Source organism: Microbacterium sp. LMI1x-1-1.1, from assembly GCF_040676205.1.
Lineage (GTDB): Bacteria > Actinomycetota > Actinomycetes > Actinomycetales > Microbacteriaceae > Microbacterium > Microbacterium aquilitoris.
In genome coordinates this window covers 402,041-426,826 of sequence record NZ_JBEGHM010000002.1, presented here as the reverse complement: position 1 = coordinate 426,826, position 24,786 = coordinate 402,041, and the positions used below count along the sequence as shown (strand labels likewise).

The following is a 24,786-nucleotide window of genomic DNA, read 5'->3' as shown; positions in this document are numbered from 1 at the left end:
GCCGTGAGCTCGACCGCGGAACCGTTGCTGCCCGCGGCCCCGCTGCGGCCCCGCCTCGACGCCCGCATCGATGCCTGGCGCGGCCGGATCCTCCGTCATCCGGCGGCCCGCTGGCTCGCACCCCTGCTCGTGACGCTGCTCGCCGGCATCCTGCGGGTGTGGAACGTCGGCCACCCGCACGCGATCGTCTTCGACGAGACGTACTACGTGAAGGATGCCTGGAGTCAGTGGAACCTCGGCTACGCCGCCACGTGGCCAGACGGCGCCGACCAGCGCTTCGCCGACGGTGAGACCGGCATCTACACGCGCGAGCCGAGCTTCGCGGTGCATCCGCCGCTCGGCAAGTACCTCATCGGTGCGGGCATGGCCCTGTTCGGCCCGACCTCGTCGTTCGGCTGGCGCTTCGCCGTGGCCCTCGCGGGCACCCTCGCCGTCCTCGTCCTCTATCTGATCGCGTGGCAGCTGACCCGGTCGATCGCGTTCAGCACGGTCGCGGCGGGGCTGATGGCGATCGACGGGCTCGCGATCGTCATGAGCCGGGTCGCGATCCTCGACATCCTGCTCACGTTCTTCGTCCTCCTCATGGTGTGGTTCGTCCTCCTCGACCGGCGGCGTCACCTCGACCGCCTCGCCCGGGCCATGCTCCGACGGGATGCCGCGGGCCGCGTCTCGTGGTGGGGTCCGGTCCTGTGGGGCCGGCCGTGGCTGGTCGCCGCGGGCATCGCCGGCGGTGCGGCGTGCGGGGTCAAGTGGTCGGGGGCATGGGTCCTCGGGGCGCTCGGCCTGTACGTCGTCGTCAGCGACGCGCTCGCCCGGCGCCGCCTGGGCGTCTACTTCTGGCCGGCGGATGCCGTCCGCCAGGGCGCCGCGTCGTTCCTCCTGCTCGTGCCGGTCGCCGTCGTCGTCTACCTCTCGACGTGGATCGGGTGGTTGACCACCGACGACGGGTACGGCCGTCACGACGTCGACGCGACCCCGGCGCAGGGCTTCTGGTCGTGGGTCCCGCTGCCCTTCCAGAATCTCTGGCACTACCACGAGACGATCTACACGGCGACGGCCGAGATCACCTCGACGCATCCGTACGCGAGCCCCGCCTGGCAGTGGCCGCTCCTGCTCCGCCCCACCTCGATGTACGTCGGGAACACCGCGAACACCGTCGACGGATGCGCGAGCGCCCGCGGGTGCATCGAGATCCTGTACTCGATGCCGAACCCGCTGCTGTGGTGGCTCGGCGTGCTCGCCGTCCTCTGGATCGCCGTCCACGGGGTCCGCACCCGCGACTGGCGCGCAGCCGTCGTGATCGTCGGCGTCGGCGCCTCGTACGTGCCGTGGCTGTTCTACCCCGATCGCACGATCTTCCAGTTCTACACGGTCCTGATCCTCCCGTTCATGGTGCTGGCGCTGACCTTCGCGCTGCGCGCCCTGTGGGGTTCGCCGAGCCGGATCGACGCGACGGGTCGGATCGTCGCGCGCAGGATCGTGCTCCTCGTGCTGGCGCTCGTCGTCGCGCTGTCGGTGTTCTGGTACCCCCTCTGGGCCGCCATCCGCGTGCCGTACGAGTTCTACTGGCTGCACAACTGGCTGCGCGGATGGGTCTGACCGCGCGCCGTCAGTAGGCTGAGCACGTGTTCCGATACCCCACCCCGACGCTCGCCGCCGAGTCGGGGTACGCCATCGCCGGCGATCGGTTCGCCATCCTCCTCGGATCGGGCGTCACCGAGGGTGTCATCGCGCGGCTGTGGAACTCGGCCGTCGCCGACACGGCGGTCCTCGAGGACGTCCTGAGCGTGCTCGTGGCGGGCGGCATCCACGACCTGCCCGACTTCGCGATCGCGGAGTTCCCCGACGACGACGCGCAGCCGGTGCGCGTGGCCGTCCGCGGCGCCGCCATCGTCGAGACCTCCGATCGCACGCGCGTGTCCGGGGCCGATGCGCGGACCTGGATCGAGACGGCGCTCGCGGGGGCCGTCGGCATCCGTCTCGCCCTCGACGCCGGCGCGACGGGCGGCGACCTGCTGCCCCTAGGGCTCGGGGTCACCCGCGCCGACGAACTGTCGTGGGGGCGCCCCTTCCCCGCGGGCCGCGAGCCCGACGCCGAGGTGACGCCCGCCGCCGAGGGCGAAGAACCCCCCGGCACCCTCGCGCCCGTCACCGTCGCCGTCCCCACGATCACGCCGCCCGTCCGGCCCGCACCCGCAGCGCCCGCTCCGACTCCCCGCGACGAGGAGATCGACGTCCTACAGACGATCTCGGTCGACCGCAGCCTGTTCGCCCGGCTCTTCGAGGACGACGACGAGCTCGAGCTGCCCGACTTCCTGCGCGAGGACGACCAGCGCCCCGACGGCGGCGACATCCCCGACGAACGCACCCTCTTCGGCTCGCGTCGCGCCGCAACCGGGGCGGTCTACGGCCTGCGCCTTCCCGGCGGGCGGACGGTCCCCCTCGACCGGCCCGTGATCCTCGGGCGCGGCCCGCGGCAGGCCGGTCACGCCGGTGCGCGCATCGAACGCGTCTCCTCGCCGCACAAGGAGATCTCGGGCACGCACCTCGAAGTGGTGCTCGACGGGACGACCCTCGTGGTCCGCGACCTCGACTCGACGAACGGGACGATCGTGCGTCCGCCGACGGGCGCCGCGGCGCTCCTGCGCGGCGGCGCGGCGTCGCGGGTGCCGCTCGGGACCGAGCTCGACCTCGGCGACGGCGTGACCGCGGTGTTCGATGTGCTCGACCCCTCGACGGCGGGATGACCGACCGCGTGTCCCACAGGCTTCCGTCCACGCCACCCGGTCTCTCGGGGTTCACGTACGTCCGTCCGCTGGGTGCCGGAGGTTTCGCCGACGTGTTCCTGTTCGAGCAGAACCTCCCGCGGCGCCCCGTGGCCGTGAAGGTCCTCCTCGAAGACGTCGTCGACGAGAACGTGCTGCGCATGTTCAACGCCGAAGCCGATGTCATGGCCCGCCTCAGCGCCCACCCCTCGATCCTCACGATCCACGAGGCATCCGTGTCGGCCGACGGACGCCCCTACCTCGTGATGGAGTACTGCCCGACCTCCCTCACCCACCGCTACCGGCGCGAGGAGATCCCCGTCGCCGAGGTGCTGCAGCTCGGGGTGAAGATCGGCTCCGCACTCGAGACCGCCCACCGCGCCGGGCTCCTGCACCGGGACATCAAGCCGTCGAACATCCTCGTCACCGCCTTCGGGTCGCCCGTCCTCTCGGATTTCGGCATCGCCGCCGCCGTCGAGGCCCGACCGGATGCCGAGGAGGTGTTCGCGATGTCGGTGCCGTGGTCGGCGCCCGAGATCGTCGACGAGCGGGTCTCGGGTTCCATCGCGGCCGAGGTCTGGAGTCTGGGCGCCACCGTGTACTCGCTGCTCGCCGGCCGCAGTCCCTTCGAGCGCTCCGGCCGCGGCCAGAACACCCGCGACCAGCTCAAGGCGCGGATCCGCAAAGCGGTGTACACGCCCGTCGGTCGCCCCGACGTCCCCGCCGAGGTGGACGCCGTCCTCGCCCGCGCCCTGAGCCGGGACCCCGCCGCCCGGCATCCGTCCGCCGCGGCCTTCGCTCACGACCTGCAGCTCATCCAGCACCGGATGGGGCTCCCCCACACTCCCCTCGAAGTCGCCGTCGACGAGTGGGCCGCAGCCGGGGCGACCGTCGACTTCGCCGATGACCGCCTGCGCGGTCCGGTGCGTCCGAGCGTCGCGTACGAGTCGGCCCGGCCCGCGCGTCGCAAGTCTGGCCCTCCCCGTCGCCCCGACGAGGGCACCATCCTCGCAGGCGCCGAGCCCGCGCCGCGGCTGAGTCGCACCGCCGTGATCGCCCTCGCCGTCGGCGCGGGCGTCGCGCTCACCCTGGCGGGCGCCGCCACCACGTTCTTCCTCCTCGGCGGAGCGGGCTGAATGGCAGGCCTGCCCCGGGAGCGACCCCGCATCCGCCGGTCCACGTGGATCGGCGTGGGTGCGCTCACCGCCGTCGTCGCGGTGGTCGGCACCCTCGCGGTGGTCTGGCCGGGATACGACGCGCAGCAGACGCCCGTCGACGATCCGACGGTCTGGGCGCTGCAGACCGGCGCCGGGAGCGGGTACGCCCGGGTCAACCTCGACCTCGGCGAGGTCGACACCGTCAAGCAGGTGGTCAACGGGACGCAGGTGGCTCAGACCGCCGACCGGCTGTTCGTCTTCAGCGAGGGCGGCTCGGCCTACTCCGACGTCGACCTCGCCCAACCCGCCGACCTCACCGGCGAGGATGAGGACGCCTCCGCTCCCACACCGGCCGGAACGGTCGACATCGTCTCGGCGGGCGACGCGATCGCCTACCGGACCGAGGGCGGCGGCGTCTTCGGCGCGACCCTGTCCAGCGGCGGCGCGGTCTCGCCGATCGATCCGTACGCCGACGTGGACCGGGACGCGAACGAGCAGGGGCCCCGCTTCTCGGCATCCGCCGTCGCCGTCGACGCCGACGGCGTCGTGTACGCCTACTCGGCGCCCGAGAAGGTCGTCGTCCGGGCCGAAGCGGCCACGGGGCGCATCCTCGGTCAGGATCCGACCCCGATCGCCCCCGTCGACGCGCAGCTGAGCGCGGTCGGCGGTCGCTGGGTGCTCTACGACGTCGCGACGGGTGACGTCGCCGTGGCGGATCGGGACGACGTCGTGTCGACGACGCCGGCGACCGGGGCGCTGCTGCAACGGGCCGCGACGAGCGGAGACGCGGCCGTCATCGCCGATCCGACCGGGATCACGCGCGTGCCGCTCGACTCCGGCACCGCGGATCGGCCGCTCGAATCCCCCGGCCTCGGCACACCGGCCGTGCCGACTCCCTCCGGCGGGGCGGTCTCGGCCGCGTGGCTCGGCGACGGCACCGGCGGCGGGACGCTGTGGTCGAGCGCAGCCCCGACGCAGAGCACGCCTCTGGACTACGCCGGCGCCGACATCGGCGACGGCGTCGATCCCGTGTTCGTCGGCAACGGGTCGCGCCTGGCGCTGAACGACCGCGGATCCGGCTGGGTCTGGCGTGTCCCCGACGGTGCGCTCATCCCCTCTTCGCAGCAGTGGCGCGTCGAGGACACGAGCGAGGCCGCCCCCGACACCGACGACCCCGTCGAACGGGTGCTCGACCCCAAGCCGCCCGTCGCGGTCGACGACGAGTTCGGGGTGCGCGCCGGTTCCGTGGCGCTCCTGCCCGTCCTCCTCAACGATCACGACCCCAACGAGGACGTCCTCAGCATCGACGCGGGCGGATTCGACGGGGTGGACGCCGCCTTCGGGTCGGCGACGCTCACCGGCGCCGAGCAGCAGATCGCCCTCGACGTCGCCCCGGACGCGACCGGCACGACCACCTTCCGCTACCGCGTCACCGACGGCACTTCGGCCGGCGGGCGCCTCTCGGAGTACGCGACCGTGACGGTGCGCGTCGTGCCCGAAGAGGACAACGCGGCACCGGTCTGGTGCGGGGTGCCCGGATGCCTCGCCACCTGGCCCGCGCTCTCGGTCGCCCCCGGCGGCACGGTCTCGGCCGACCTGCTCCGGGGCTGGGTCGACCCCGACGGCGACCCCGTCTACCTCTCCGGCATCGACGGAGCCCCCGCGGTGGGGACCGCGACGACGTCGCCGGAGGGCGAGTTCACCTACCAGCATCCCGATCCGAGCGCGACGGACGCCGCCGGCATCCCGGTCGCGGTGGTCGTCTCCGACGCGCGGGGAGCGACGACGACGCAGACGGTGACGGTGCAGGTCACGCCCGCGCCCGAGCTGTCGGCCGAGTCGTTCGCGGTGAACGGTGTGGTCGGCGAGCCGCTCGACGTCGACCTCACCCCCTACGTCACCGGGGCGTCGGGACCCCTCGCGCTCGGCTCGCTCGTGGCTCTCGACACCGACCGCGTGAGCGCGACCCCCAACCCCTCCGCGCTGCGCATGAGCGTCGTGGCGAACGAGCCGGGCTCGTACGTCGTGCAGTACTCGGTGCGAGACGGTGTCGGCGAGGCATCCGCCATCGCCCGCGTCACCGTCCGCGCACCCGAGGACACCGTCGTGACGACACCGCCGCTCACCGCGTTCGTCCGTCCCGGCGAGGACGCGACGATCGACGTCGCGTCGGCCGCGGCGAACCCGGCCGGCCTCGTGCTGCTCCTCGACGACATCCGACCCGACAGCGACCCGACCGCGTCGCTCAGCGTCGATCTCGTGGGGCAGAGCCTCCTGCGGGTCAGTGGGACGACCGACGACGGCACACCGGGACGCCTCGGCGTCGTGCGCTACCGCCTGAGCGACGGCGGGGCGGATGCCGCCGGTGCCGAGGGCGAGCTGACCGTCATCCTCCTGCCGGCCGGCTCGGCCGAGCAGCCGATCGCCGTCGACGACGCCGTGACGGTCCGCGGCGGGACCCAGGTCGACATCCCCGTCCTCGACAACGACCACACGCCCACCGGGGCCCTCATCGCGATCGACCCGTCGTCGGTGGTCAACGAGACCGGCGGCGGCCTCGCGTTCGCCTCGGGACGCGTCCTGCGCTACCTGGCGCCGCGCGCGGCGGGCACGTACGCGCTGACGTACACGGTGTACCGGTTGGGCTTCCCCGAGGTGACCGACACGGCGCGCGTGACCGTCACCGTCACCGGCGGCGACGAGAACCGCGACCCGGTCCCGCGGACCCTCGTCGGGCGAGTCGTCGCGGGCCAGTCCGTCACGATCGGCTTCGACCGGTTCGCCGTCGACCCCGACGGCGACGACGTGTCGCTCGACGCCATCACGACCCAGCCCGCCGAGGGATCGGCGACCATCTCGGCCGACGGCCAATCGATCGTCTACACGAGTCGCGAGGGCGTCTCGGGTCAGGTGCGCTTCGGCTACCAGGTGAAGGATGCCCGGGGCCGGACGGGCGTCGGCGAGGTGCGCGTCGGCGTCATCGCCCGTCAGAGCGACCCGAGCCCGGTGACCTTCAGCGACTACGTGCAGGTGCAGGCGGGCGCCGAGAGCACGGTCGTCGTCCGGCCCGCGGACAACGACGTCGATCCTTTCGGCAGTCCCTTGGAACTCGGCGACGTCGTCCCGAACGCCCCCGCGGACAGCCCCGAGTACGCGGCGCTGGCCGGCCGGGTGAGCGTCGACGACGGCGCGGTGACGGTCACGGCGGGCACCGCCCTCGGCACCTTCTCGTACTCGTACGAGGTCGCCAACGCGGACGGCGACACCGCCATCGGTCTCCTCGTCGTCAAGGTCGTCCGTGACCCGGTGCCCGATCATCCGGTCGTCTCGGACACGGTGCTGACGATCGAGGACCGCGACCGGTTCACGACCGGCGTCGACGTGCTGACCGGCCATGTCGCGTGGGATGCCGGCGACGTCGCCGGGCTCACCCTGCGGCTCTGGGGCGACCCCGGCGACCTCGAGGTGTCGGGGCGGAGGATCTCGGGCGAGCTGCCGACGCGCACCCGCCTCATCCCGTTCGAGGTCAGCGGCACCGCGTACGACGGCAGCGAGGTGACGACGTACGGGTTCCTGCGCGTGCCGGGGACGGACGAGATCCGCCTCACCCTCCGCGCCGGCGTCGAGCAGCTCCGCGTCGCCGAGGGCGAGAGCGTCGAAGCGGATGTCGCCGACCTCGTGGTCCTGCCCGAGGACGGGGCCCTCGTCCTCGACCGCGACGGCACCAAGGCCGGCGGTGCGCGCAAGGACGCCACCTGCCGTGTCGTGTCGGGCACCGTCATCCGATACACCGCGGGGAAGGGCGCCCCCTGGTCCGATTCGTGCATCGTGGCGGCACGCCTGGCCGGCCAGGACGAGCCCACCTATCTGACGCTCGCTGTCGCCGTCGAGGCCGAGACGCCGCAGCCGTCGCTGCGGAGCGCGTCGCTCGGCGTCCGTCCGGGCCAGACGCAGACGTACGACCTCACCGGGATGGTGCGATGGGCCGGCGTCGCCGACGAGGACGCCCTCCGCTTCGACGTCGCCTACTCCGGCAACCAGTTCGAGGTGACCGCCGACGGCGCCGCCCTGACCGTCACCGCCGTCGACGAGGCCCGTCCCGGACGTGAGGAGCAGGTGACGGTGTCGCTGCCGAGCCACCCCGACGCGAGCGCGTCGAGCCTCGTGCTCACGGTCGGCCCCTCCCCCTCGTCGCTTCCCCGCGGCGGGTCCGCGGTGAAGACCTGCTCGCAGTCGGACGGCCAGTCCTCGTGCACGATCGAGGTCGTCGGAGCCGACGGCGAGGTCAACCCGCTCCCCGGCACGCCGCTCCGGGTCGTGGCTGCATCGAGCGCCGGCAACTGCGACGGCGTCCGGTTCTCCCCCGCCGGCGACCGCACCGTCCGAGCGAGCTGGAGTACGGATGCCGAGGGCGCGGCGCGCTGCGCGGGCACCTTCGTCGTCGAGGACGCGCAGGGGCGCCAGTCGAGCGGCGATCGCAACGGCTCCGTCGTCCTCGACCTGCGCGGTCTGCCGGCGAGCCCCACCCGCCTCGAGTGGACCTCGTACACCGACGACGCCGTGACCCTGCGGGTGACCTCGGATGCCGGTTCCTACCCGGGCGTCGAGGGGTACCGCATCACGACGGGAGGACGCGAGGTCGCCACCTGCCCGGCCTCCGGGGTGTGCGCGCCGATCTCCGCCCCGGTGGGCGAACAGCGCGTCTACGAGGCGCGTGCGGTCAACGAGGTGGGCGCCTCGCGCGGCACCGTGCGGACGACCGCGTGGGCCTACCGTCCGCCCTCCCGCCCCGCCGCCGCCACGTTCACGCCGGTCCCGAACGGACGCGACGGCGGAGTAGCGACCGTCACCGTGACCGGGCTCGACGACACGACCGGCAGCGTCCGCCTGGCCGGCGGAGTCGCCGGAAGCGCGACGCAGGCCGTCCGCGGCGGGACCGCCACCTTCACCGGCTACCGAGTCGGCTCGAACGACCCGAAGACGCTGACGGCGACGCCGCTGACGGAATTCGACCTCCCGCCCATCGCCGGAGGGTCCACCGAGGGGCGATCACTCGAGCTCCGCGCCCACGGCGTCGGTGCCCCGAGTATCGAGCTCTCGCAGACGACCACGACGGACTCGCTGACGGTGACCGCACGGGTGACGGCCGAGAGCGCCGGCACCGTGGCGCTGTTCGGCTTCAGCGAGGTGTCCGCCGCGGAGTGCAGCCCGGACTCGCGGGACGCCCGACGCACCTTCGCGGCGCGCGCGTTCGAACGCAAGACGGTCTACGTCTGCGCGACGAGCACCTTCGACGGCCAGGACGGCTTCGGCGTGACCTCCGACGCGATCACCGCCCGCCCGACCGGGAACGTCGCCGCGCCCGAGCCGATGACCTACACGGTGTCGACGACGCCACGCGGGGATCAGGCCTCCGGGTTCACGTACGCGGCGAGCGCGGCCAGCGACCCCGGCCGGCCGCCGTTCGAGGGAGCGACGCTGCGGTACCGACTGAATGATCAGCTTCGGGACTCCTTCGAGCCGCGCCCCAACAGGCCCGACGACCGGTGGACCGCGGAGTGGTGCGACACCTTCCTCGGCGTCGTCGGTGAGTGCTCCGACCGGACACCCATCGTCGCGGCACGCGGAAGCGCGGGTTGGCCGGTGTACGTGGCCACGGACGACGTGCCGCGGTGCCGGTCGGACGAAGAGGTGTCGGACTGGTTCCCGCGGAACATCGGCACCGACGTCGCGACGGTGCGGAAGACCGTGATCGACGGAGACCTCGGCCCGCAGCGTGTCGAGTACACCCTCGGGTGGACCGGCGCCCTCCGCGCGCTCGATCCGATCACCGTCAGCGTCGACTGCCGTCAGATCACGCCGCCGCCGCCCGAGACGGAGCCGCCGGCATCCCCCGACCCGACCGAGACCACCCCGCCGGCTCCCTGAGCGGCGCGGCCCCGAGACCCCTTCCCCGAGAGGAACACGATGACGATCACCCAGGAGCAGAGCGCCTGGTTCGCCGAGACCTTCACCACGCTCGTCGACAACGTGGAGCAGGTCGTGCTCGGCAAACGGCACGTGATCGAACTCGCGTTCACCACGATGGTGTCCGAGGGTCACCTCCTGCTCGAGGACTACCCCGGTACCGGCAAGACGTCGTTGGCGCGCGCGATGGGGCGATCGGTACAGGGGACGGCATCCCGCATCCAGTTCACCCCCGACCTCCTCCCCGGTGACGTCACGGGCATCACGGTGTACGACCAGCGCCGGGGCGAGTTCGAGTTCCACCAGGGGCCGATCTTCGCGAACGTCGTCCTCGCCGACGAGATCAACCGCGCATCGCCCAAGACGCAGTCGGCGCTCCTCGAAGTGATGGAGGAGGGTCACGTCACGGTCGACGGCGTCACGCGGGACGTACCCGTCCCGTTCCTCGTCGTGGCGACGCAGAACCCGGTCGAGCAGGCCGGCACCTACCGGCTCCCCGAGGCGCAGCTCGACCGCTTCCTGCTGAAGACCTCGCTCGGCTACCCGGATCGCGCCGCCACGATCCGCATCCTCGAGGGCTCCGGCGATGCGACGCGGGAGGTCTCCCCCGTCATCACCCCGCAGGGGATCGTCAGCATGGCCGACATCGCCCGCGGCGGATACCTGAACCCGCTCGTCCTCGACTACATCGCGCGCGTGGTCGACGCCACCCGCCTCGCGCGCGAGGTGCGGCTGGGGGTCAGCGTCCGAGGAGCACTCGCGCTCACGAAGGCGTCGCGCACGTGGGCGCTGGCCCACGGCCGCACCTACGTCACCCCCGACGACGTCAAGGCGCTCGCCGTGCCCGTGCTCGCGCACCGTCTGATCCTCGACCCCGAAGCCGAGTTCGACGGCGTCACGGCCGAGGCGGTCATCGGGCAGGTCCTCCTCGACGTCGTCCCGCCGTCGGGCGAGCGTCTCGACGAACGCGGTCAGCGAGAGAACGTGTGAGTTCCTCCACCGAGTCCCGCCTCACCCGCACCTTCGCCGCGACGGGATACACGCGCACGGGCTACGGCTCGGCGCCCGCCACGACGCGCCTGGCGGTACGGGGGGTGCGCGGATGGCGGCGGCTCCGGCGCGCGAGCGCGCGGGCGGCGCGGGGGTTCGCCGAGACCGTGGCACCCGCGGGGTGGATCGTCCTCGCCGTCGCGGTCATCGGACTCGTGTGCGGCCTCGCCCTCGGCTGGCTCGAGTTCGCCGTGGCGGGCGGGGCGGCCGTTCTGCTCCTCGCGCTCTCGGTTCCGTTCCTGTTCGGTGCGCGCGCCTACGAGGTGACCCTCCGCCTCGAGCACGACCGCGTCGTCGCCGGGACGCCCGTCGAGGGTGCCCTCGTCGTCGCCAACGTCGGTCGGCGCGTCGCGCTCCCCGGCCGGGTCGACCTGCCCGTCGGCGACGGCCTCGTCGACGTCGCCGTACCGCTGCTGCGCCCTGGCCACGAGACCAGCGAGGATGTCGCGATCCCGACCCTGCGCCGCGGCGTCATCACCGTCGGCCCCGCCCGCACCGTGCGCGGGGACCCCCTCGGCATCCTCACCCGTGAAGCGACCTGGCAGGAGACCCGCACGCTCTACGTGCACCCCGTGACGACGGCGTTGCGGAGCACCGCGACGGGACTCATCCGCGACCTCGAGGGGAGCCCGTCGAGGACGATCGTCGACGCCGACTTCTCGTTCCACGCGCTCCGGCCCTACGTCCCGGGCGACTCACCGCGCCAGGTGCACTGGAAGTCCACGGCGAAGACCGGCGCCATGATGGTGCGTCAGTACGAGGAGACCCGCCGCTCCCGCATGATCCTCGTTCTCGGGCTCGGCGGCGACGAGTACGCCGACGACGACGAGTTCGAACTCGCCGTCAGCGCGACCGCGTCGATCGGCGTCCGGGGGCTCCGCGACGGACGGGACGTCGACGTCGTCGCCGGCGCGGAGATCCCCGAGTTCGCGCGAGGCCGCATGCGGACGTTCCGCACCCTGACGACGATCTCGTCGCGGACCCTCCTCGACGACCTCGCCGCCATCGGTCGGGGGGAGAACCCGAGCCCGCTCCGCGAGGTCGCCGCGCTCGCGGCCGGGCGCCATCCGGATGCGTCGATCGCCTTCCTCGTCTGCGGATCGACGCTGACGCCCACGCAGCTGCAGAGCGCCGCGCTCGCCTTCGGTTCCGAGGTGGCCGTCGTCGCCCTCGTGTGCGATCCGACGGCGGCTCCCGGCATCCGGCGCCTCGGGAGCATGACCGTCATCTCGATCGGGCTCCTCGACGACCTGCGACAGATGCTCGCGAGGGGTGGGCGATCGTGACCGTCCCCCTCCGCCGCGACGCCCGCCGCCCGCTCCCCGCACCGTCGCGGGCGGGCTTCTTCATCGGCCAGGCGATCGTCCTCGACCTCGTCCTCGCCGTGGGAGCGGTCGCCGCATGGCCGATCTACCGGAGCACCGCGTTCATCGTCGCGGTGACGGCCGGGATCGTCGCCGGTCACGTCGTCGCGGCCGTCGGCACCCGCTGGCGCTGGTCGGGATGGTGGGTCGCCCTCACCGCGCTGGGCGCCTACGTCGCGCTGGGAGTTCTCGTCGCGGCATCCGGTTCGCTGGCCTCCCCGGGTGCGGCGCTCCGCGCCCTCGTCGACGTCGCGACGGCGCCCGTCACCGGGTGGAAGGACCTGCTCACCCTCGACCTGCCGCTCGGCGCCTACCAGGCGACCCTCGCGCCGACGCTCCTGCTCTTCCTCGCCGTCACCGTCACCGCCCTGTCGATCGCGTGGCGCGCGAAGACGGTGTGGATGCCGGCGGTCGCCGTGGCGCTCATCCCGACCGCGTTCGGCGTGGTCTTCGGCGCCCGCACCCTGGCCGCGCCGCTGCGCCTCGGCGCCGTCCCCCTCCAACCCGAGACGCTCGTCGGGGCGGCGTCCGTCGTCGCAGCTCTCGTCGCGGTCGTCTGGCGGACCGCCCACGACCGGCGCCGCGCACTCCGGACCGCGGCCGACGCGACCGGGATGCGTCGCGGCCCGACCGCCCGGCGGCGCGGCACCGCCACCCGCGCGGCGACCGCCGCGGGGATGGTCGTCGTGGCGACCGCCGCTGCGGCCGTCTGGGGGCCGTGGGCACTCGCGGGGCAGCCGCGCGAGGTGGCGCGGGCGGCGGTGGCACCGGTGCTCGAACTCGAGCGCGCGCCCAGCCCGCTCGCGGACTACCGCGCGTCGTTCGCGGACGATCGCTACGACCAGGTGCTGTTCACGGTCGCCGCTCCCGAGACGATCGGTCGCGTGCGCCTCGCGACCCTGCCGTTCTACGACGGTCGCACGGTGCGCGCGATCGATCCGGATGCCGGCCCCACCGACCCGGCGACGGCGTTCACCCGCGTGCCCTCGAGCCTCGGCGGCGACGGCACGGCGAGCGTCTCGGTCCGGATGGGAGCGGGCGCGGGCATCTGGGTCCCGACCGCCGGCAGCCTCCGCGCGATCGCGTTCGACGGGACCCGGGCGACGGACCTGTCCGATGGGTTCTTCCACAACGCCGCGACGGGCGCCGCGATCGAGCTCGCCGACCCCGGTCTGGGCGAGGGTGACGCGTACCGGCTGTCGGTCGCCCCGGACGGCCAGGCCGAACCGGTGGCATCCCTCACCCCCGCCCGGAGCGGACCGTCCCTGCCCGCCGACGTCGTTCCCGCCTCGCTCGTGGAATGGATCGAGGCGCAGGACGCGGGCACCGGTGGCGCCGCTCTCGACGCCCTGCTGGAGCGCCTGCGCGCCCGGGGCTATCTCAGCCACGCCCTGCAGGTGCCGACCGGTGACACCCCGTCCTGGCTGGCGGACCTCGGTGGCAGCGGGTTCCAGTCGTCGCGGGCGGGTCACTCGGCAGACCGCATCGGGACGATGTTCGCGCAGCTGCTGACGCGCGAAGCCGAGGCGCCGGGCCGCTCCGATGCGGAACTCGTCGCCGCCGTCGGCGACGACGAGCAGTTCGCCGTGGCTGCCATGCTGATCGCTGATCAGCTCGGCTTCGAGGCGCGGGTCGTCGTCGGCACCCGTCTCACCTCGGCCGAGGACCTGCCCGTCTGCGAGGACGGCTCGTGCCGCGGCGGCGATCTCGCTGCGTGGATCGAGGTGCAGGATGCCGCCGGCCGGTGGGTCCCCGTCGATGCGACGCCGCAGCACGACAGCTTCCCCTCGCCGGATGTGCAGCAGCGGCGGGACCCCGAGAACCCGACGGACGTCCGCCGCGACGAGGTGGACACGGTGCTCCCGGCCGGTGCCTCTCCGTCCGACGGGGACCTGCCGGACGAGCAGGCGCCCACGGACGAGACCGACCTGTCGGCGGTGTGGGCTGCCGTCCGCATCGGTGGCGTGTCGCTGCTCGCGGTCATCGTCCTGATCGGGCCGCTCGTGACGGTCCTGGCGGTCAAGGCCGTCCGCCGACGCAACCGGCGGCGGCGCGGCGACGTCGCGGAGCGCTTCACCGGCGGCTGGGAGGAGTACGTCGACACCGCGGTCGACCACGGCTACCCCGCACCGGCCCACCTGACGAGGCAGGAACTGGCGAGCCTGTTCGCCGGCGGGGCCGACGAGGCGCCGGGCAGGCGGTTGGCCGGCTGGGCGGATCGGTCGGTCTTCGACGTCTCGCCGCCGAGCGCAGCCGAGAGCGAGGAGTTCTGGCGGATCGTGGCCGCCGAGCGCACCCGGTTCGCCGGGGAGAAGGGTTTCTGGGCGCGGCTCGGGGCGCGGCTGTCGCTGCGCTCCCTGCTGCCGCGCAGACGGGCCGCCCGCAGATAGGGTGTGCGATGCGGGACCGAGGGAAGTCGAAGAGGGACGAGGACAGATGTTGAGCGTGACGACGGCGAACCCGCTGGCCTCCATCGGCGATGCCGCCGGGACTGTGGGAGGCGCCCTCGCGGTGTCGCTCCTCGGCGTGCTCGTGCAGCTCGTCCTGCTCGCGGCCGTGTACGTCTGGACCTCGCTCGCCCTGGCCGCCGTGTTCCGCAAGGCCGGTCTCCCGAGCGGTCGCGCCTGGGTTCCGGTGCTGAACATCTGGATGCTCTTCGAGCTCGCCGGCATGAAGGGGTGGTGGGCGGCGGTCATCGTGGGCGGCGGCCTCCTCACCGCCATCATCTCCTCGGTCGCAGGATCGCTCCTGCTGCAGTCCGCCCAGGAGGCCGCGTTCGGCGGCGGCGGCGATGGAGCGGGCGCGATCCTGGCGGCATCCGTCGTCCCGACCCTGCTGTTCCTCGTCTTCCTCGCCGGCGTCGTGATCCTCCTGGTGCGGATGATGGGCCCCCTGAACCGTGGTTTCGGTCGCGGCGGCGGGTTCGTCGCCCTCGGTGCACTGCTGCTGCCCGTCTGGGCCTCGGTGATCGGGTGGGGAGCGGCGCGCTGGCAGGGGCTGCCGCAGAAGGGCCTGCCCCCGACGCCGTTCGCGGCGGAACCTGTCCCCGTCGACACCCGCGGCGTTCCCGCCGACACGTCAGGGTTCGCGCCCCCGGCCCCGACCTCAGCACCGGGGCCCGGGACGCCGGCCGCGGCATCCGTCCCGGTCCATCCCTGGTCGCCGCCTCCGCTGGCTCCGGTCGCCGCCCCCGTGCCGGCGCCGGCGGCGCACGCCGCTCCCCCGGCGGCACCCGCCGCGCCCCCGGCGGCGCCCGCGGTGGCCCCGGGCGAGCAGACCGAGCTCGAGGAGCACACGGTCCTCGCGGCGCACCGCCGCCCGACGGCGTCCTTGCGTCTGCCCACCGGACAGACCGTCGCCCTCACGTCCGACACCATCGTGCTGGGCCGCAACCCCGCACCGCCGTCCGACGCCCCCGAGGCCCAGCCGATCGCGATCGACGACACGACCCGGACGGTGTCCAAGACGCACGCGCTGCTGCGGCGGACCGGCGACGCCTGGACGATCACCGATCTCGCCTCGACCAACGGCGTGGTCGTCGGCACGAGCGACACCGAGGTCACCGTGGGCACCCCCGTCCCCCTTGCCGGCCGCTTCCTCCTCGGCGACGCGGAGCTCACCCTCGACGCAGGATCGCGATGACCCCCACCACCGGACCGCTCCCTCCCTTCGACGTCATCAGCGGCGCTCTCACCGACACGGGCCTCCGCCGTCGCGTGAACGAGGACTCGCACCTCGCGAGCTTCCCCGTGTTCCTCGTCGCCGACGGCATGGGCGGCCACGAGGCGGGCGATCTGGCATCGGCCGCGGTCATCGACGCGTTCCGCGACTTCGTCGGTCGGAGCGATGTGGCACCCGAAGAGGTCGCCGAGGCCGTCCAGCGCGCGCACCGGTTGGTGCAGGAGATCGCCCGCGGCACGACGCGCGGCGCCGGATCGACGCTCACGGGCGTCATCGCCGTGCAGCAGAACGGTGAGAACCGGTGGCTCGTCGTGAACATCGGCGACTCCCGCGTCTACCGCCTCCTGTCCGAGCGCCTCGAGCAGCTCACGGTCGACCACTCGATCGCGCAGGAGATGGTGGATGCCGGTCGCCTCGCGCGCGAGGACATGGCGACCTTCGAGGGGCGCAACGTCATCACGCGCGCCGTCGGCGGCGATCGCAGCCCGGCCGACTTCTGGCTGCTGCCGGTCGTCACGGGAGAGCGTCTCCTCATCTGTTCGGACGGCCTGTCGGGCGAGATCACCGACGAGGCGATCCGCGCCGGACTGCTGACAGGCGCCTCGCCCGCCCAGACGACGGGAGCGCTCATCGCGCAGGCGCTCGCGCACGGCGGCAGGGACAACGTCACCGCCATCGTCATCGACGTGGTGGGCGGCGGCATCCACCCCCGCCTGGAGGACACGACGGGCGGTCTCGTCACGAGCGAACCGGCCACGGGCACGATCGAGGTCGAGACGGTCCCCTCGCGCCGGAGGCGCCATGACTGACCCGATCGACGACCCCACGCGTCGCGCCGACCGGGCAGACCGACGGGGCGGGACACGCGTGCCGGACAGCGAGCCCGACGACCTGACGCGCTTCGCCGCGCGTCGGGTGCCGGACGATGAGACGCTCCTCGCGGCACGCCGCGCCGACGACGACACACGCCTCGCCGAGCGGCGGGCGGACGAGACGCTGGTGGCCGAACGCCGCACGGGCGAGGGTACCCGCGTGACCGAGCGCCGTGTCGTGCGGGATGCCGGGTCCCCGGCGGTCGCGCACGGGCGGGCCGACACACCCCGCACGGCCTCGTCGCCGGGCACCCTCGTCTCCGGCGCCGTCTACGCACCCCGACGTTCGGAGCCGGCGCCGCAGGTCGTCCGCGCCCCGCTCTCGCCGCCGACCGGGCAGGATCGCAGGACGCGCCGACGTGCCCGACGGGGCGGCGTCGTCGCCGTCGTGATCGGCGGAGCCGCCGTGGTGGCGGGCGCCGTGTGGGGAATCATCCAGATCGTCCAAGGGGGAATGTGATGGCGGAAGACACAGAGATGACGGCCGAGACCGACGCCGCCGAGCTCGGCATCGAGTTCTGCGGCGAATGGTTCCACCCGACGCCCGGCGAGACCTTCTCGATCGGACGGGACGCCGACCTCGTCATCGACACCAACCCGTACCTGCACCGTCGCCTGCTCGAGATCGAGTCCTCGCAGGGCATGTGGTGGCTCACGAACACGGGCCGGTCGATCTCGGTGGCCCTCGCGACCTCGGATGGGGCGTACCAGGCGATGCTCGGACCGGGGACGCGCGTGCCGCTCGTCTTCCCCGAACTCGTCGTCATGTTCACCGCCGGCGCGTTCACGTACGAGTTCACGATCCGCAACGGCGCCGCGCGCTTCACGGGTCGCGCGGTGGAGCTGGACGGCGACAGCACGGACGGCGGGACGACGATCGGGGCGGTCCCCCTCACGGCCACCCAGCGCCTGCTCCTGATCGCCCTCTGCGAGCCGATCCTGCGCGGCGGGATGATGGGCTCGAGTCAGATCCCGACCTCCGCGAAGGCGGCGGAGCGGCTCGGCTGGCCGCTGACGACCTTCAACCGCAAGCTCGACAACGTGTGCGACAAGTTCGACCGCGAGGGGGTGCAGGGGCTGCGCGGCGGCGCCGGGAAGCTCGCCACCAACCGCCGCGCGCGCCTCGTCGAGCACGCGGTGCTCTCGCGTCTCGTGACCGCAGCGGACCTGCCGCTGCTCGACGAACCGCAGAACTCCGACCGCTGAGCCGCACCGCCGGCGGGGCCGGGCGACCGCCGGCATCCGCCCGCGCGATACCATCGAAGGCTGTGTCCGCACCCGCCCCCGTCATCTCGTATCCCCCGGAGCTGCCCGTCAGCGCCGCGCGGGACGAGATCTCGCGCGCCATCGCGGAGAACCAGGTCGTCATCGTCGCCGGTGCCACCGGCTCGGGCAAGACCACCCAGCTGCCGAAGATGTGCCTCGAACTCGGCCGCACCCGCATCGCCCACACCCAGCCCCGCCGCATCGCGGCCCGGTCGATCGCCGAGCGTCTCGCGCACGAGGTGCAGGTGCCCCTCGGCGGCGCGATCGGCTACAAGGTCCGATTCACCGACGAGGTGACCGAGGCCACGCAGGTCACGCTGATGACCGACGGCATCCTGCTCAATGAGATCCACCGCGACCGACTGCTCCGCCGCTACGACACGATCATCGTCGACGAGGCGCACGAGCGGTCGCTGAACGTCGACTTCCTGCTCGGCTACCTCGCCCGCATCCTGCCCGAGCGTCCCGACCTCAAGGTGATCATCACCTCGGCGACGATCGACCCCGAGAGCTTCGCCGCCCACTTCGCGGCGACAGGCCCGGACGGCGAGCGCGTCCCCGCCCCGATCATCGAGGTCTCCGGCCGCACGTACCCCGTCGAGATCCGCTACCGCGCGCACGACGAGGAGTCCGAGGACGACGTCGACGGCCTGCTCGCCGCCCTCCGCGAACTCGACCGGGAGCCCGACGGCGACGTCCTAGTCTTCCTCCCCGGCGAGGCCGAGATCCGCGACGCGATGGATGCCGTCCGGGGCCTCTACGCGAAGGACGCCCGCCCCACCGAGGTGCTGCCGCTGTTCGGCCGACTCTCCTCGGCCGAGCAGCACCGCGTGTTCGAGCCGTCCGCTGTCGCCGGGGTGAGGCGCCGGATCATCCTCGCCACGAACGTCGCCGAGACGAGCCTCACGGTCCCCGGCATCCGCTACGTCGTCGACACCGGCACGGCGCGCATCTCCCGCTACAGCGTGCGCTCGAAGATCCAGCGGCTGCCGATCGAAGCGATCTCGCAGGCCTCGGCGCAGCAGCGCTCCGGGCGCGCCGGTCGCACGTCGGCGGGCATCGCGATCCGTCTGTACGGCGAGGACGACTTCACCGCGCGCCCCGAGTTCACCGAGCCCGAGATCCTCCGCACCTCGCTCGCCTCGGTCATCCTGCAGATGCTGTCGCTCGGCTTCGGCGACGTCACCGAGTTCCCGTTCCTCACGAAGCCCGACAGCCGCGGCGTGAAGGCGGCCGTCGAGCTGCTCACCGAGCTCCGCGCCGTGGGCGGGCGCACCGGCGCCCTGCGCCTGACGAGCCTCGGCCGCCGCATCGCGCGCCTGCCGATCGATCCGCGGTTCGCGCGGATGCTGCTCGAGGCCGAGAAGCTGGGCGTCTCGCGCGACCTGCTCGCGATCGTGTCGGGACTGTCGATCCAGGACGTCCGCGAGCGTCCCGAGGAGCGCCGCGAGGAGGCCGACCGTCTGCACGCGCGCTTCGTCGACCCGACGAGCGACTTCCTCACCCTGCTGAACCTCTGGAACCACCTGCGCGAGCAGCAGCGAGAGCTCGGCTCGAGCGCCTTCCGGCGCCTGTGCCGCAGCGAGCACCTCAACTACGTCCGCGTCCGCGAGTGGTTCGACGTGCACCGTCAGCTCTCGACGCTCTCCCGTTCCGGTTCGCCGAAGGATGCCCCTCGTCAGGCGTCGGGAGCCGCCGACCCGGATGCGCTGCACCGCGCGATCCTGTCGGGACTCCTCTCGCACATCGGCATCCTCGACACCCGCTCGGTCACGACCGACCCCGCGAAGAAGAACGCGCGCAAGCCCCTGCCGCAATACCGCGGCGCCCGCGGCGCGTCGTTCGCGGTGTTCCCCGGGTCGGGTCTGCGCAAGGCCTCCCCCGACGCCGTCATGGCCGCCGAGCTCGTCGAGACGTCGCGCTTGTTCGGTCGCACCGTCGCCGCGATCGACCCCGCGTGGGCCGAGGATCTCGCCGGCGACCTCGCGAACCGCAGTCTGAGCGACCCGCACTGGTCGAAGGATGCCGGCGCTGCCGTCGCGGCCGAGAAGGTGACTCTCTTCGGTGTCGAGATCATCCCGCGCCGCCGGGTGCAGCTGGCCCGACGGGACCGCGACCTGGCGCGGGAGCTGTTCCTGCGTCACGCCCTCGTCGAGGGCGAGTGGAACAGTCAGCACCTCGACAAGCGCCTCACCGCGTTCGAGCGACGCAACGGCGAGCTCCGCCGTCAGCTCGAGCGCATCGAGGAGCGGGAGCGACGCCGCGACATCCTCGTCGGCGACGAGGCCGTGTACGCCTTCTACGACGCACGCGTGCCGCACGACGTGTTCGATGTGCGCTCGTTCGAGACATGGTGGCGCGAGACGCAGCCCGTCACCCCGAAGCTGCTCGACATGACCGAGGCCGACCTGCTCGGCGAGTCCGCCCGGACCGACGAGCGCGACTTCCCGACGCGCTGGCGTCAGGGCGACCAGGTGCTCTCGCTCGCCTACCGCTTCGAGCCCGGCGCCCCCGACGACGGCGTGAGCGTCGTCGTCCCGCTCGCCCTGCTCGCACAACTGCGCCCCGACGGGTTCGACTGGCAGGTCCCCGGTATGCGGGACGAGCTCGTCACCGGCCTCATCAAGGCGCTCCCCAAAGCGATCCGCAGGCACGTCGTCCCCGCCGCCGACTGGGCCACCACCCTCGGCGACGAGCTGCGCGGATCTGGCCCCGAGGACACCGACGGGCTCCCGGCATCCACTCTCCGCGCAGCCCTCGCCGCGCGCATCCAGCGCATCGCGCATCAGCCGGTCACCGAGCGCGACTTCGACCTCGAGAGGGTGCCCGCCCACCTGGGCGTCTCGTTCCGCGCCGTCGACCAGCGCGGACGCACCGTCGGGTCGTCCCGCGACCTGCGCGAGCTGCAGGACCGACTCGCCGGCCGTGCCCGCGAGTCGGTCGCCCGCTCGCTCGCGCCGAAGCGCGGGCCGCATCCGGCGGCATCCCCGACCGCGGCCGTCGCCGCCGCGAGCGCTCCGATCGAGCGCACCGGCATCACGACGTGGGACGTCGGGGATCTGCGCGAGGTCGTCGACACGAAGGTCGCCGGCGGTGTCGTCCGTGGCTACCCGGCCCTCGTCGACGCGAAGGACGGGGTATCGCTGCGCATCGAGGCGACCGCCGAACGCGCCGCCGAGCTCACCCGCGCGGGCGCCCGGCGTCTGCTGCTGCTCGCTGTGCCCTCTCCCACCGCGTACGTCATGGACCACCTGACGGCGCCCGAGAAGCTCGCCCTGGCAGCATCGCCGTATCCGTCCGCCAAGGCGCTCATCGAGGACGCCCGGGTCGCCGTCGCCGACGCTGTCATGGGCGACGCGGTCATCCGTACCGAGGCTGCGTTCACCGCCGCCCGCGACGCGTTCTCCGCTCGGGTCGTCGACGAACTGTTCCAGACCGTGTCGCTGGCCGCCCGCATCCTCACCCTCCAGCGCGACGTCGAGCGCGCGGTGAAGAACCAGAACTCCATGACCCTGCTCGCCGCACTCGGCGACGTGAAGGGCCAGCTGGCCGGCCTCGTCCACCCCGGGTTCCTCTCGCGCACCGGGGCCGCACGCCTCGCGCATCTCCCCCGCTACCTGCAGGGTGCGAAGGAGCGCGTGGACGGACTCGCGGACAACCCGGGCCGCGACCGGCAGCGGATGACCGAGTACGAGCGCGCTGCGGCCCTGTTCGCGGATGCCGGGGGCACCCTCCCGCTGCCGGCCGGCGCGCCCGCACGCCTCGAGCACGCCCGCTGGCTGCTCGAGGAGTTCCGGGTGAGCCTGTTCGCCCAACGCCTCGGCACCGCCGAGCCCGTATCGCTGCAGCGGATCTCGAAGGCGCTGGCGGGCTGAGTCAGCTCTTCCGCAGCAGGTCGCGGTAGAACCCGATCCCCCGCAGCCACGAGCCCACGCGGATCCGCTCGTCGTGCGAGTGCAGCGCCTCGCGCTCGCCGCGCGTCAGGTGGAACGGCGTGAAGCGGTACACGTGGTCGCTGATCGCCGTGAACCACCGGCTGTCGCTCGCACCGAGCTGGATGTAGGGCGTGGGGAGGACGTCGTCGCCGAGCGCCGAGCGGGTCGCGGCGACCAGCCGATTCCATGCGGGACCCGACCACGGCGACACCGGCGACGGATCGGATGCCGAGACCACCTCCACCTCGACGAGCGGATCGCCGACGACCCGGCGGATGCGGGCTTCCGCCGAGGCTGCGGTGTCGCCCGGGAGCAGGCGCACGTTGACGCTCGCCCGCGCCGACGTCGCGAGGACGTTCGCCCCCGTCGCCCCGGAGAGCTCGGTCACGACGGCGGTGGTCCGCACGAGCGCATTGAGCTCGGGCCCGAGACGCGGGAAGACCTTCACGAGCAGCCGCCCGGTCAGCCCGATGCTCGCGAACACCCGGCGGAGTGGCCCTGTCGTGTGCGGCGCGACCGTCTCGAACATCGCCCGCACCGGCGGCACGAGCCGCGTCGGGAAGGGACGGCGGTGCAGGCGCAGCACGGCCCGCGCGAGTCGCGCGGTCGCGGGATCGCGGGGCGGCGTCGAGGCGTGACCGCCGAGCTCGCGGGCGGTGAGGTGCACGGTCATCACGCCGCGCTCGGCGACGCCGATGACGGCGGTCGGGACGGTCACTCCCGGCAGGGCTCCCTCCACGACGGCGCCGCCCTCGTCCAGGACGAGCGAGGGGCGGATGCCGCGGCCCCGCAGCACCTCGACGATCGCCTGCGCACCGTCGCCGGCCACCTCCTCGTTGTGCCCGAAGGCGAGGTAGACGTCGCGTTCGGGTGTGAACCCCTCGGCGACGAGGGACTCGACGGCTTCGAGGACGGCCACGAGCGAGCCCTTGTCGTCGACCGCGCCGCGGGCGTGGACCTCGGCCGCGTCGCCGGACCCGACGACCTCCGCCGCGAACGGGTCGTGCGTCCACTCCGCCGGGACGATGGGGACGACGTCGATGTGCGCCATGAGGACGAGGGGGGATGCCGCATCCCTCCCGCGCCAGCGGTACAGCAGCGAGTACTCGGCGACGACCTCGCGCTCGAGCGACGCGTGCAGGTGCGGATAGAGCCGCGCGACGGTGTCGTGGAAGTGCAGGAACGCCGTGCCGTCCGCATCGGGGTCATCGGGGTCGAGCGACACCGTCGGGATCCGCAGGAGCTCGCGGAAGCGGTCGAGGGCGGCGTCGGGAGTCGTGACCACGAGTCGACTCTAGGTCGGGTGGACCCCACCCGCCGATAGGCTCGGGACATGACCGCACTTCGATGGGGAATCCTGGCCACCGGTGGCATCGCGCACGCCTTCACCGCCGACCTGAAGACAGCCGGCCTGACGGTCACCGCCGTGGGCTCGCGCCGCACGGAGTCGGCGCAGGAGTTCGCCGCGCAGTACGGCATCCCCCGCTCCTACGGGTCGTACGACGAGCTCGTCGCCGACCCAGAGGTCGACATCGTGTACATCGCGACGCCGCACAGTCACCACCTCGCGTGCGCGGCCCTCGCCCTCGAACACGGCAAGCACGTGCTCATCGAGAAGCCCCTCACCCTCGACGCCGACCAGGCCGTCGCGATCCGCGATCTCGCCGCCGATCACGGCCTGCTGGCGATGGAGGCGATGTGGACGCGGTACCTGCCCCACATGGTGCGCCTGCGAGAGGTCCTCGCCGCCGACGTCATCGGCGAGGTGCGGGTCCTCAGCGCCGACCACACGCAGAACCTCCCCACCGACCCCGATCACCGGCTCAACGACCTCGCCCTCGGCGGCGGTGCACTCCTCGATCTCGGGATCTACCCCGTCTCCTTCGCCTGGGACGTCCTCGGCGCGCCCGCCGAGGTCCTCGCGACGGCGCAGCTGGGTGAGACGGGCGCCGACACCGATGTGGCGATCGCCGTGCGTCACGCCGCGGGCGGGGTGTCCTCGCTCCTCACGTCCATGCGGGGTGCCGGCGCCAACGCCGCGCAGATCGTCGGGACGAAGGGTCGCATCGAGATCGACGGCGTCTTCTACGCACCGACGTCCTTCCGCGTCTTCGATGTCGACGGCGCACTCGTCGAGGAGTTCCGCACCGAGATCGACGGTCGCGGCATGCAGTTCCAGGCCCTCTACGCCGAACGACTCATCGCCGAGGGGCGCACCGACAGCGACCTGCTGCCGATCGACGAGAGCATCGCCATCATGGGCACCCTCGACGAGATCCGACGTCAGATCGGCGTCGTCTACCCGCGTAGCTGACGCGGATCAGGCCGGGTCGCCGAGCTCCCGGCGACGTCGGGCGAGTTCGGCGCGCAACCGCTCCTCCTCGATCTCGCGTTCCAGGTCGGCGAGCTGCTGCTCGGTCGACCGGGCGTCGTGCGCGCCCGTCGGCGCTGCAGGGGGCTCGGTCGCCCACGGCGCGAACTGCGGCGCCCGGCGCACCTCGCGCTGCGGGTACTCGCGCCCGATCGCGAACCACAGCACGGTTCCGAGGAACGGCAGCAGGATGACGACGAACAGCCACACCGTCTTCGGCATGTGCTTCACGAGGCTCTGGTCCCGCGTGATGATGTCGACGAGCGCGAAGATCATCCCCGCCAGGACGAGGAGCGAGATCACGAAAGGCATGGGCCAGAGTCTATGAGCGGGCGGTGAGACGCCGCATCCCCTCTTC

15 protein-coding genes are annotated in these 24,786 nt (G+C 73.0%); 13 read left to right on the top strand and 2 right to left on the bottom strand.

Annotated elements, in window-relative coordinates:
* The first annotated feature begins 3 nt into the window (after nucleotides 1-3).
* The 12 genes from MRBLMI1x_RS09755 to hrpA all read left to right on the top strand — a co-directional run bounded on the left by MRBLMI1x_RS09755 (nucleotide 4) and on the right by hrpA (nucleotide 21,997).
* The gene (locus MRBLMI1x_RS09755; RefSeq protein ID WP_363458507.1) at nucleotides 4-1,599 is read left to right on the top strand and encodes a dolichyl-phosphate-mannose--protein mannosyltransferase; all 1,596 of its coding nucleotides are present in this window, start codon (nucleotides 4-6) and stop codon (nucleotides 1,597-1,599) included.
* Between the two features lie 26 nt (nucleotides 1,600-1,625).
* Nucleotides 1,626-2,747 (top strand): FHA domain-containing protein, encoded by a 1,122-nt coding sequence (locus tag MRBLMI1x_RS09750; RefSeq protein ID WP_363458505.1) that lies wholly within the window; start codon nucleotides 1,626-1,628, stop codon nucleotides 2,745-2,747.
* A complete protein-coding gene (locus MRBLMI1x_RS09745; protein WP_363458503.1) occupies nucleotides 2,744-3,901 on the top strand; it encodes a serine/threonine-protein kinase in 1,158 nt (385 codons plus the stop codon). The genes MRBLMI1x_RS09750 and MRBLMI1x_RS09745 overlap by 4 nt, the downstream gene beginning before the upstream one ends.
* Entirely contained in the window at nucleotides 3,902-9,850 is a 5,949-nt protein-coding gene (locus MRBLMI1x_RS09740; RefSeq protein ID WP_363458502.1) for an Ig-like domain-containing protein, read from the top strand. It begins immediately after the preceding gene.
* Nucleotides 9,851-9,889: 39 nt separating this feature from the next.
* Nucleotides 9,890-10,879: an AAA family ATPase gene (locus MRBLMI1x_RS09735; protein WP_018188402.1), complete on the top strand. Its 990-nt coding sequence runs from the start codon at nucleotides 9,890-9,892 to the stop codon at nucleotides 10,877-10,879.
* A complete protein-coding gene (locus MRBLMI1x_RS09730) occupies nucleotides 10,876-12,225 on the top strand; it encodes a DUF58 domain-containing protein (RefSeq protein ID WP_363458499.1) in 1,350 nt (449 codons plus the stop codon). The genes MRBLMI1x_RS09735 and MRBLMI1x_RS09730 overlap by 4 nt, the downstream gene beginning before the upstream one ends.
* Entirely contained in the window at nucleotides 12,222-14,693 is a 2,472-nt protein-coding gene (locus MRBLMI1x_RS09725; RefSeq protein WP_363458497.1) for a transglutaminase domain-containing protein, read from the top strand. The genes MRBLMI1x_RS09730 and MRBLMI1x_RS09725 overlap by 4 nt, the downstream gene beginning before the upstream one ends.
* A 46-nt stretch (nucleotides 14,694-14,739) precedes the next feature.
* Nucleotides 14,740-15,945, top strand: a complete 1,206-nt coding sequence (locus MRBLMI1x_RS09720; protein ID WP_363458495.1) for an FHA domain-containing protein — start codon at nucleotides 14,740-14,742, stop codon at nucleotides 15,943-15,945.
* Nucleotides 15,942-16,793 (top strand): PP2C family protein-serine/threonine phosphatase, encoded by an 852-nt coding sequence (locus tag MRBLMI1x_RS09715; RefSeq protein WP_363458493.1) that lies wholly within the window; start codon nucleotides 15,942-15,944, stop codon nucleotides 16,791-16,793. Before MRBLMI1x_RS09720 ends, MRBLMI1x_RS09715 begins: the two co-directional genes overlap by 4 nt.
* Nucleotides 16,786-17,316: a hypothetical protein gene (locus tag MRBLMI1x_RS09710; RefSeq protein ID WP_363458491.1), complete on the top strand. Its 531-nt coding sequence runs from the start codon at nucleotides 16,786-16,788 to the stop codon at nucleotides 17,314-17,316. The genes MRBLMI1x_RS09715 and MRBLMI1x_RS09710 overlap by 8 nt, the downstream gene beginning before the upstream one ends.
* Nucleotides 17,317-17,333: 17 nt before the next feature.
* Nucleotides 17,334-18,062 carry a hypothetical protein gene (locus MRBLMI1x_RS09705; protein ID WP_018188407.1) on the top strand — a complete coding sequence of 243 codons (729 nt, stop codon included), beginning with the start codon at nucleotides 17,334-17,336 and terminating at the stop codon, nucleotides 18,060-18,062.
* A 62-nt stretch (nucleotides 18,063-18,124) separates the two neighbouring features.
* Nucleotides 18,125-21,997 (top strand): ATP-dependent RNA helicase HrpA, encoded by a 3,873-nt coding sequence (gene hrpA / locus MRBLMI1x_RS09700; protein WP_363458489.1) that lies wholly within the window; start codon nucleotides 18,125-18,127, stop codon nucleotides 21,995-21,997.
* Between the two features lies 1 nt (nucleotide 21,998).
* Here hrpA and MRBLMI1x_RS09695 read toward each other — a convergent pair whose 3' ends face one another.
* Entirely contained in the window at nucleotides 21,999-23,342 is a 1,344-nt protein-coding gene (locus MRBLMI1x_RS09695; protein ID WP_363458487.1) for a M20/M25/M40 family metallo-hydrolase, read from the bottom strand.
* A 48-nt stretch (nucleotides 23,343-23,390) separates the two neighbouring features.
* On the opposite strand from MRBLMI1x_RS09695, the gene MRBLMI1x_RS09690 reads away from it, so the two are divergent.
* The gene (locus MRBLMI1x_RS09690) at nucleotides 23,391-24,371 is read left to right on the top strand and encodes a Gfo/Idh/MocA family protein (protein WP_311870069.1); all 981 of its coding nucleotides are present in this window, start codon (nucleotides 23,391-23,393) and stop codon (nucleotides 24,369-24,371) included.
* Between the two features lie 6 nt (nucleotides 24,372-24,377).
* Here MRBLMI1x_RS09690 and MRBLMI1x_RS09685 read toward each other — a convergent pair whose 3' ends face one another.
* Nucleotides 24,378-24,740 carry a PLD nuclease N-terminal domain-containing protein gene (locus MRBLMI1x_RS09685; RefSeq protein ID WP_020097006.1) on the bottom strand — a complete coding sequence of 121 codons (363 nt, stop codon included), beginning with the start codon at nucleotides 24,738-24,740 and terminating at the stop codon, nucleotides 24,378-24,380.
* Nucleotides 24,741-24,786: the final 46 nt, after the last annotated feature.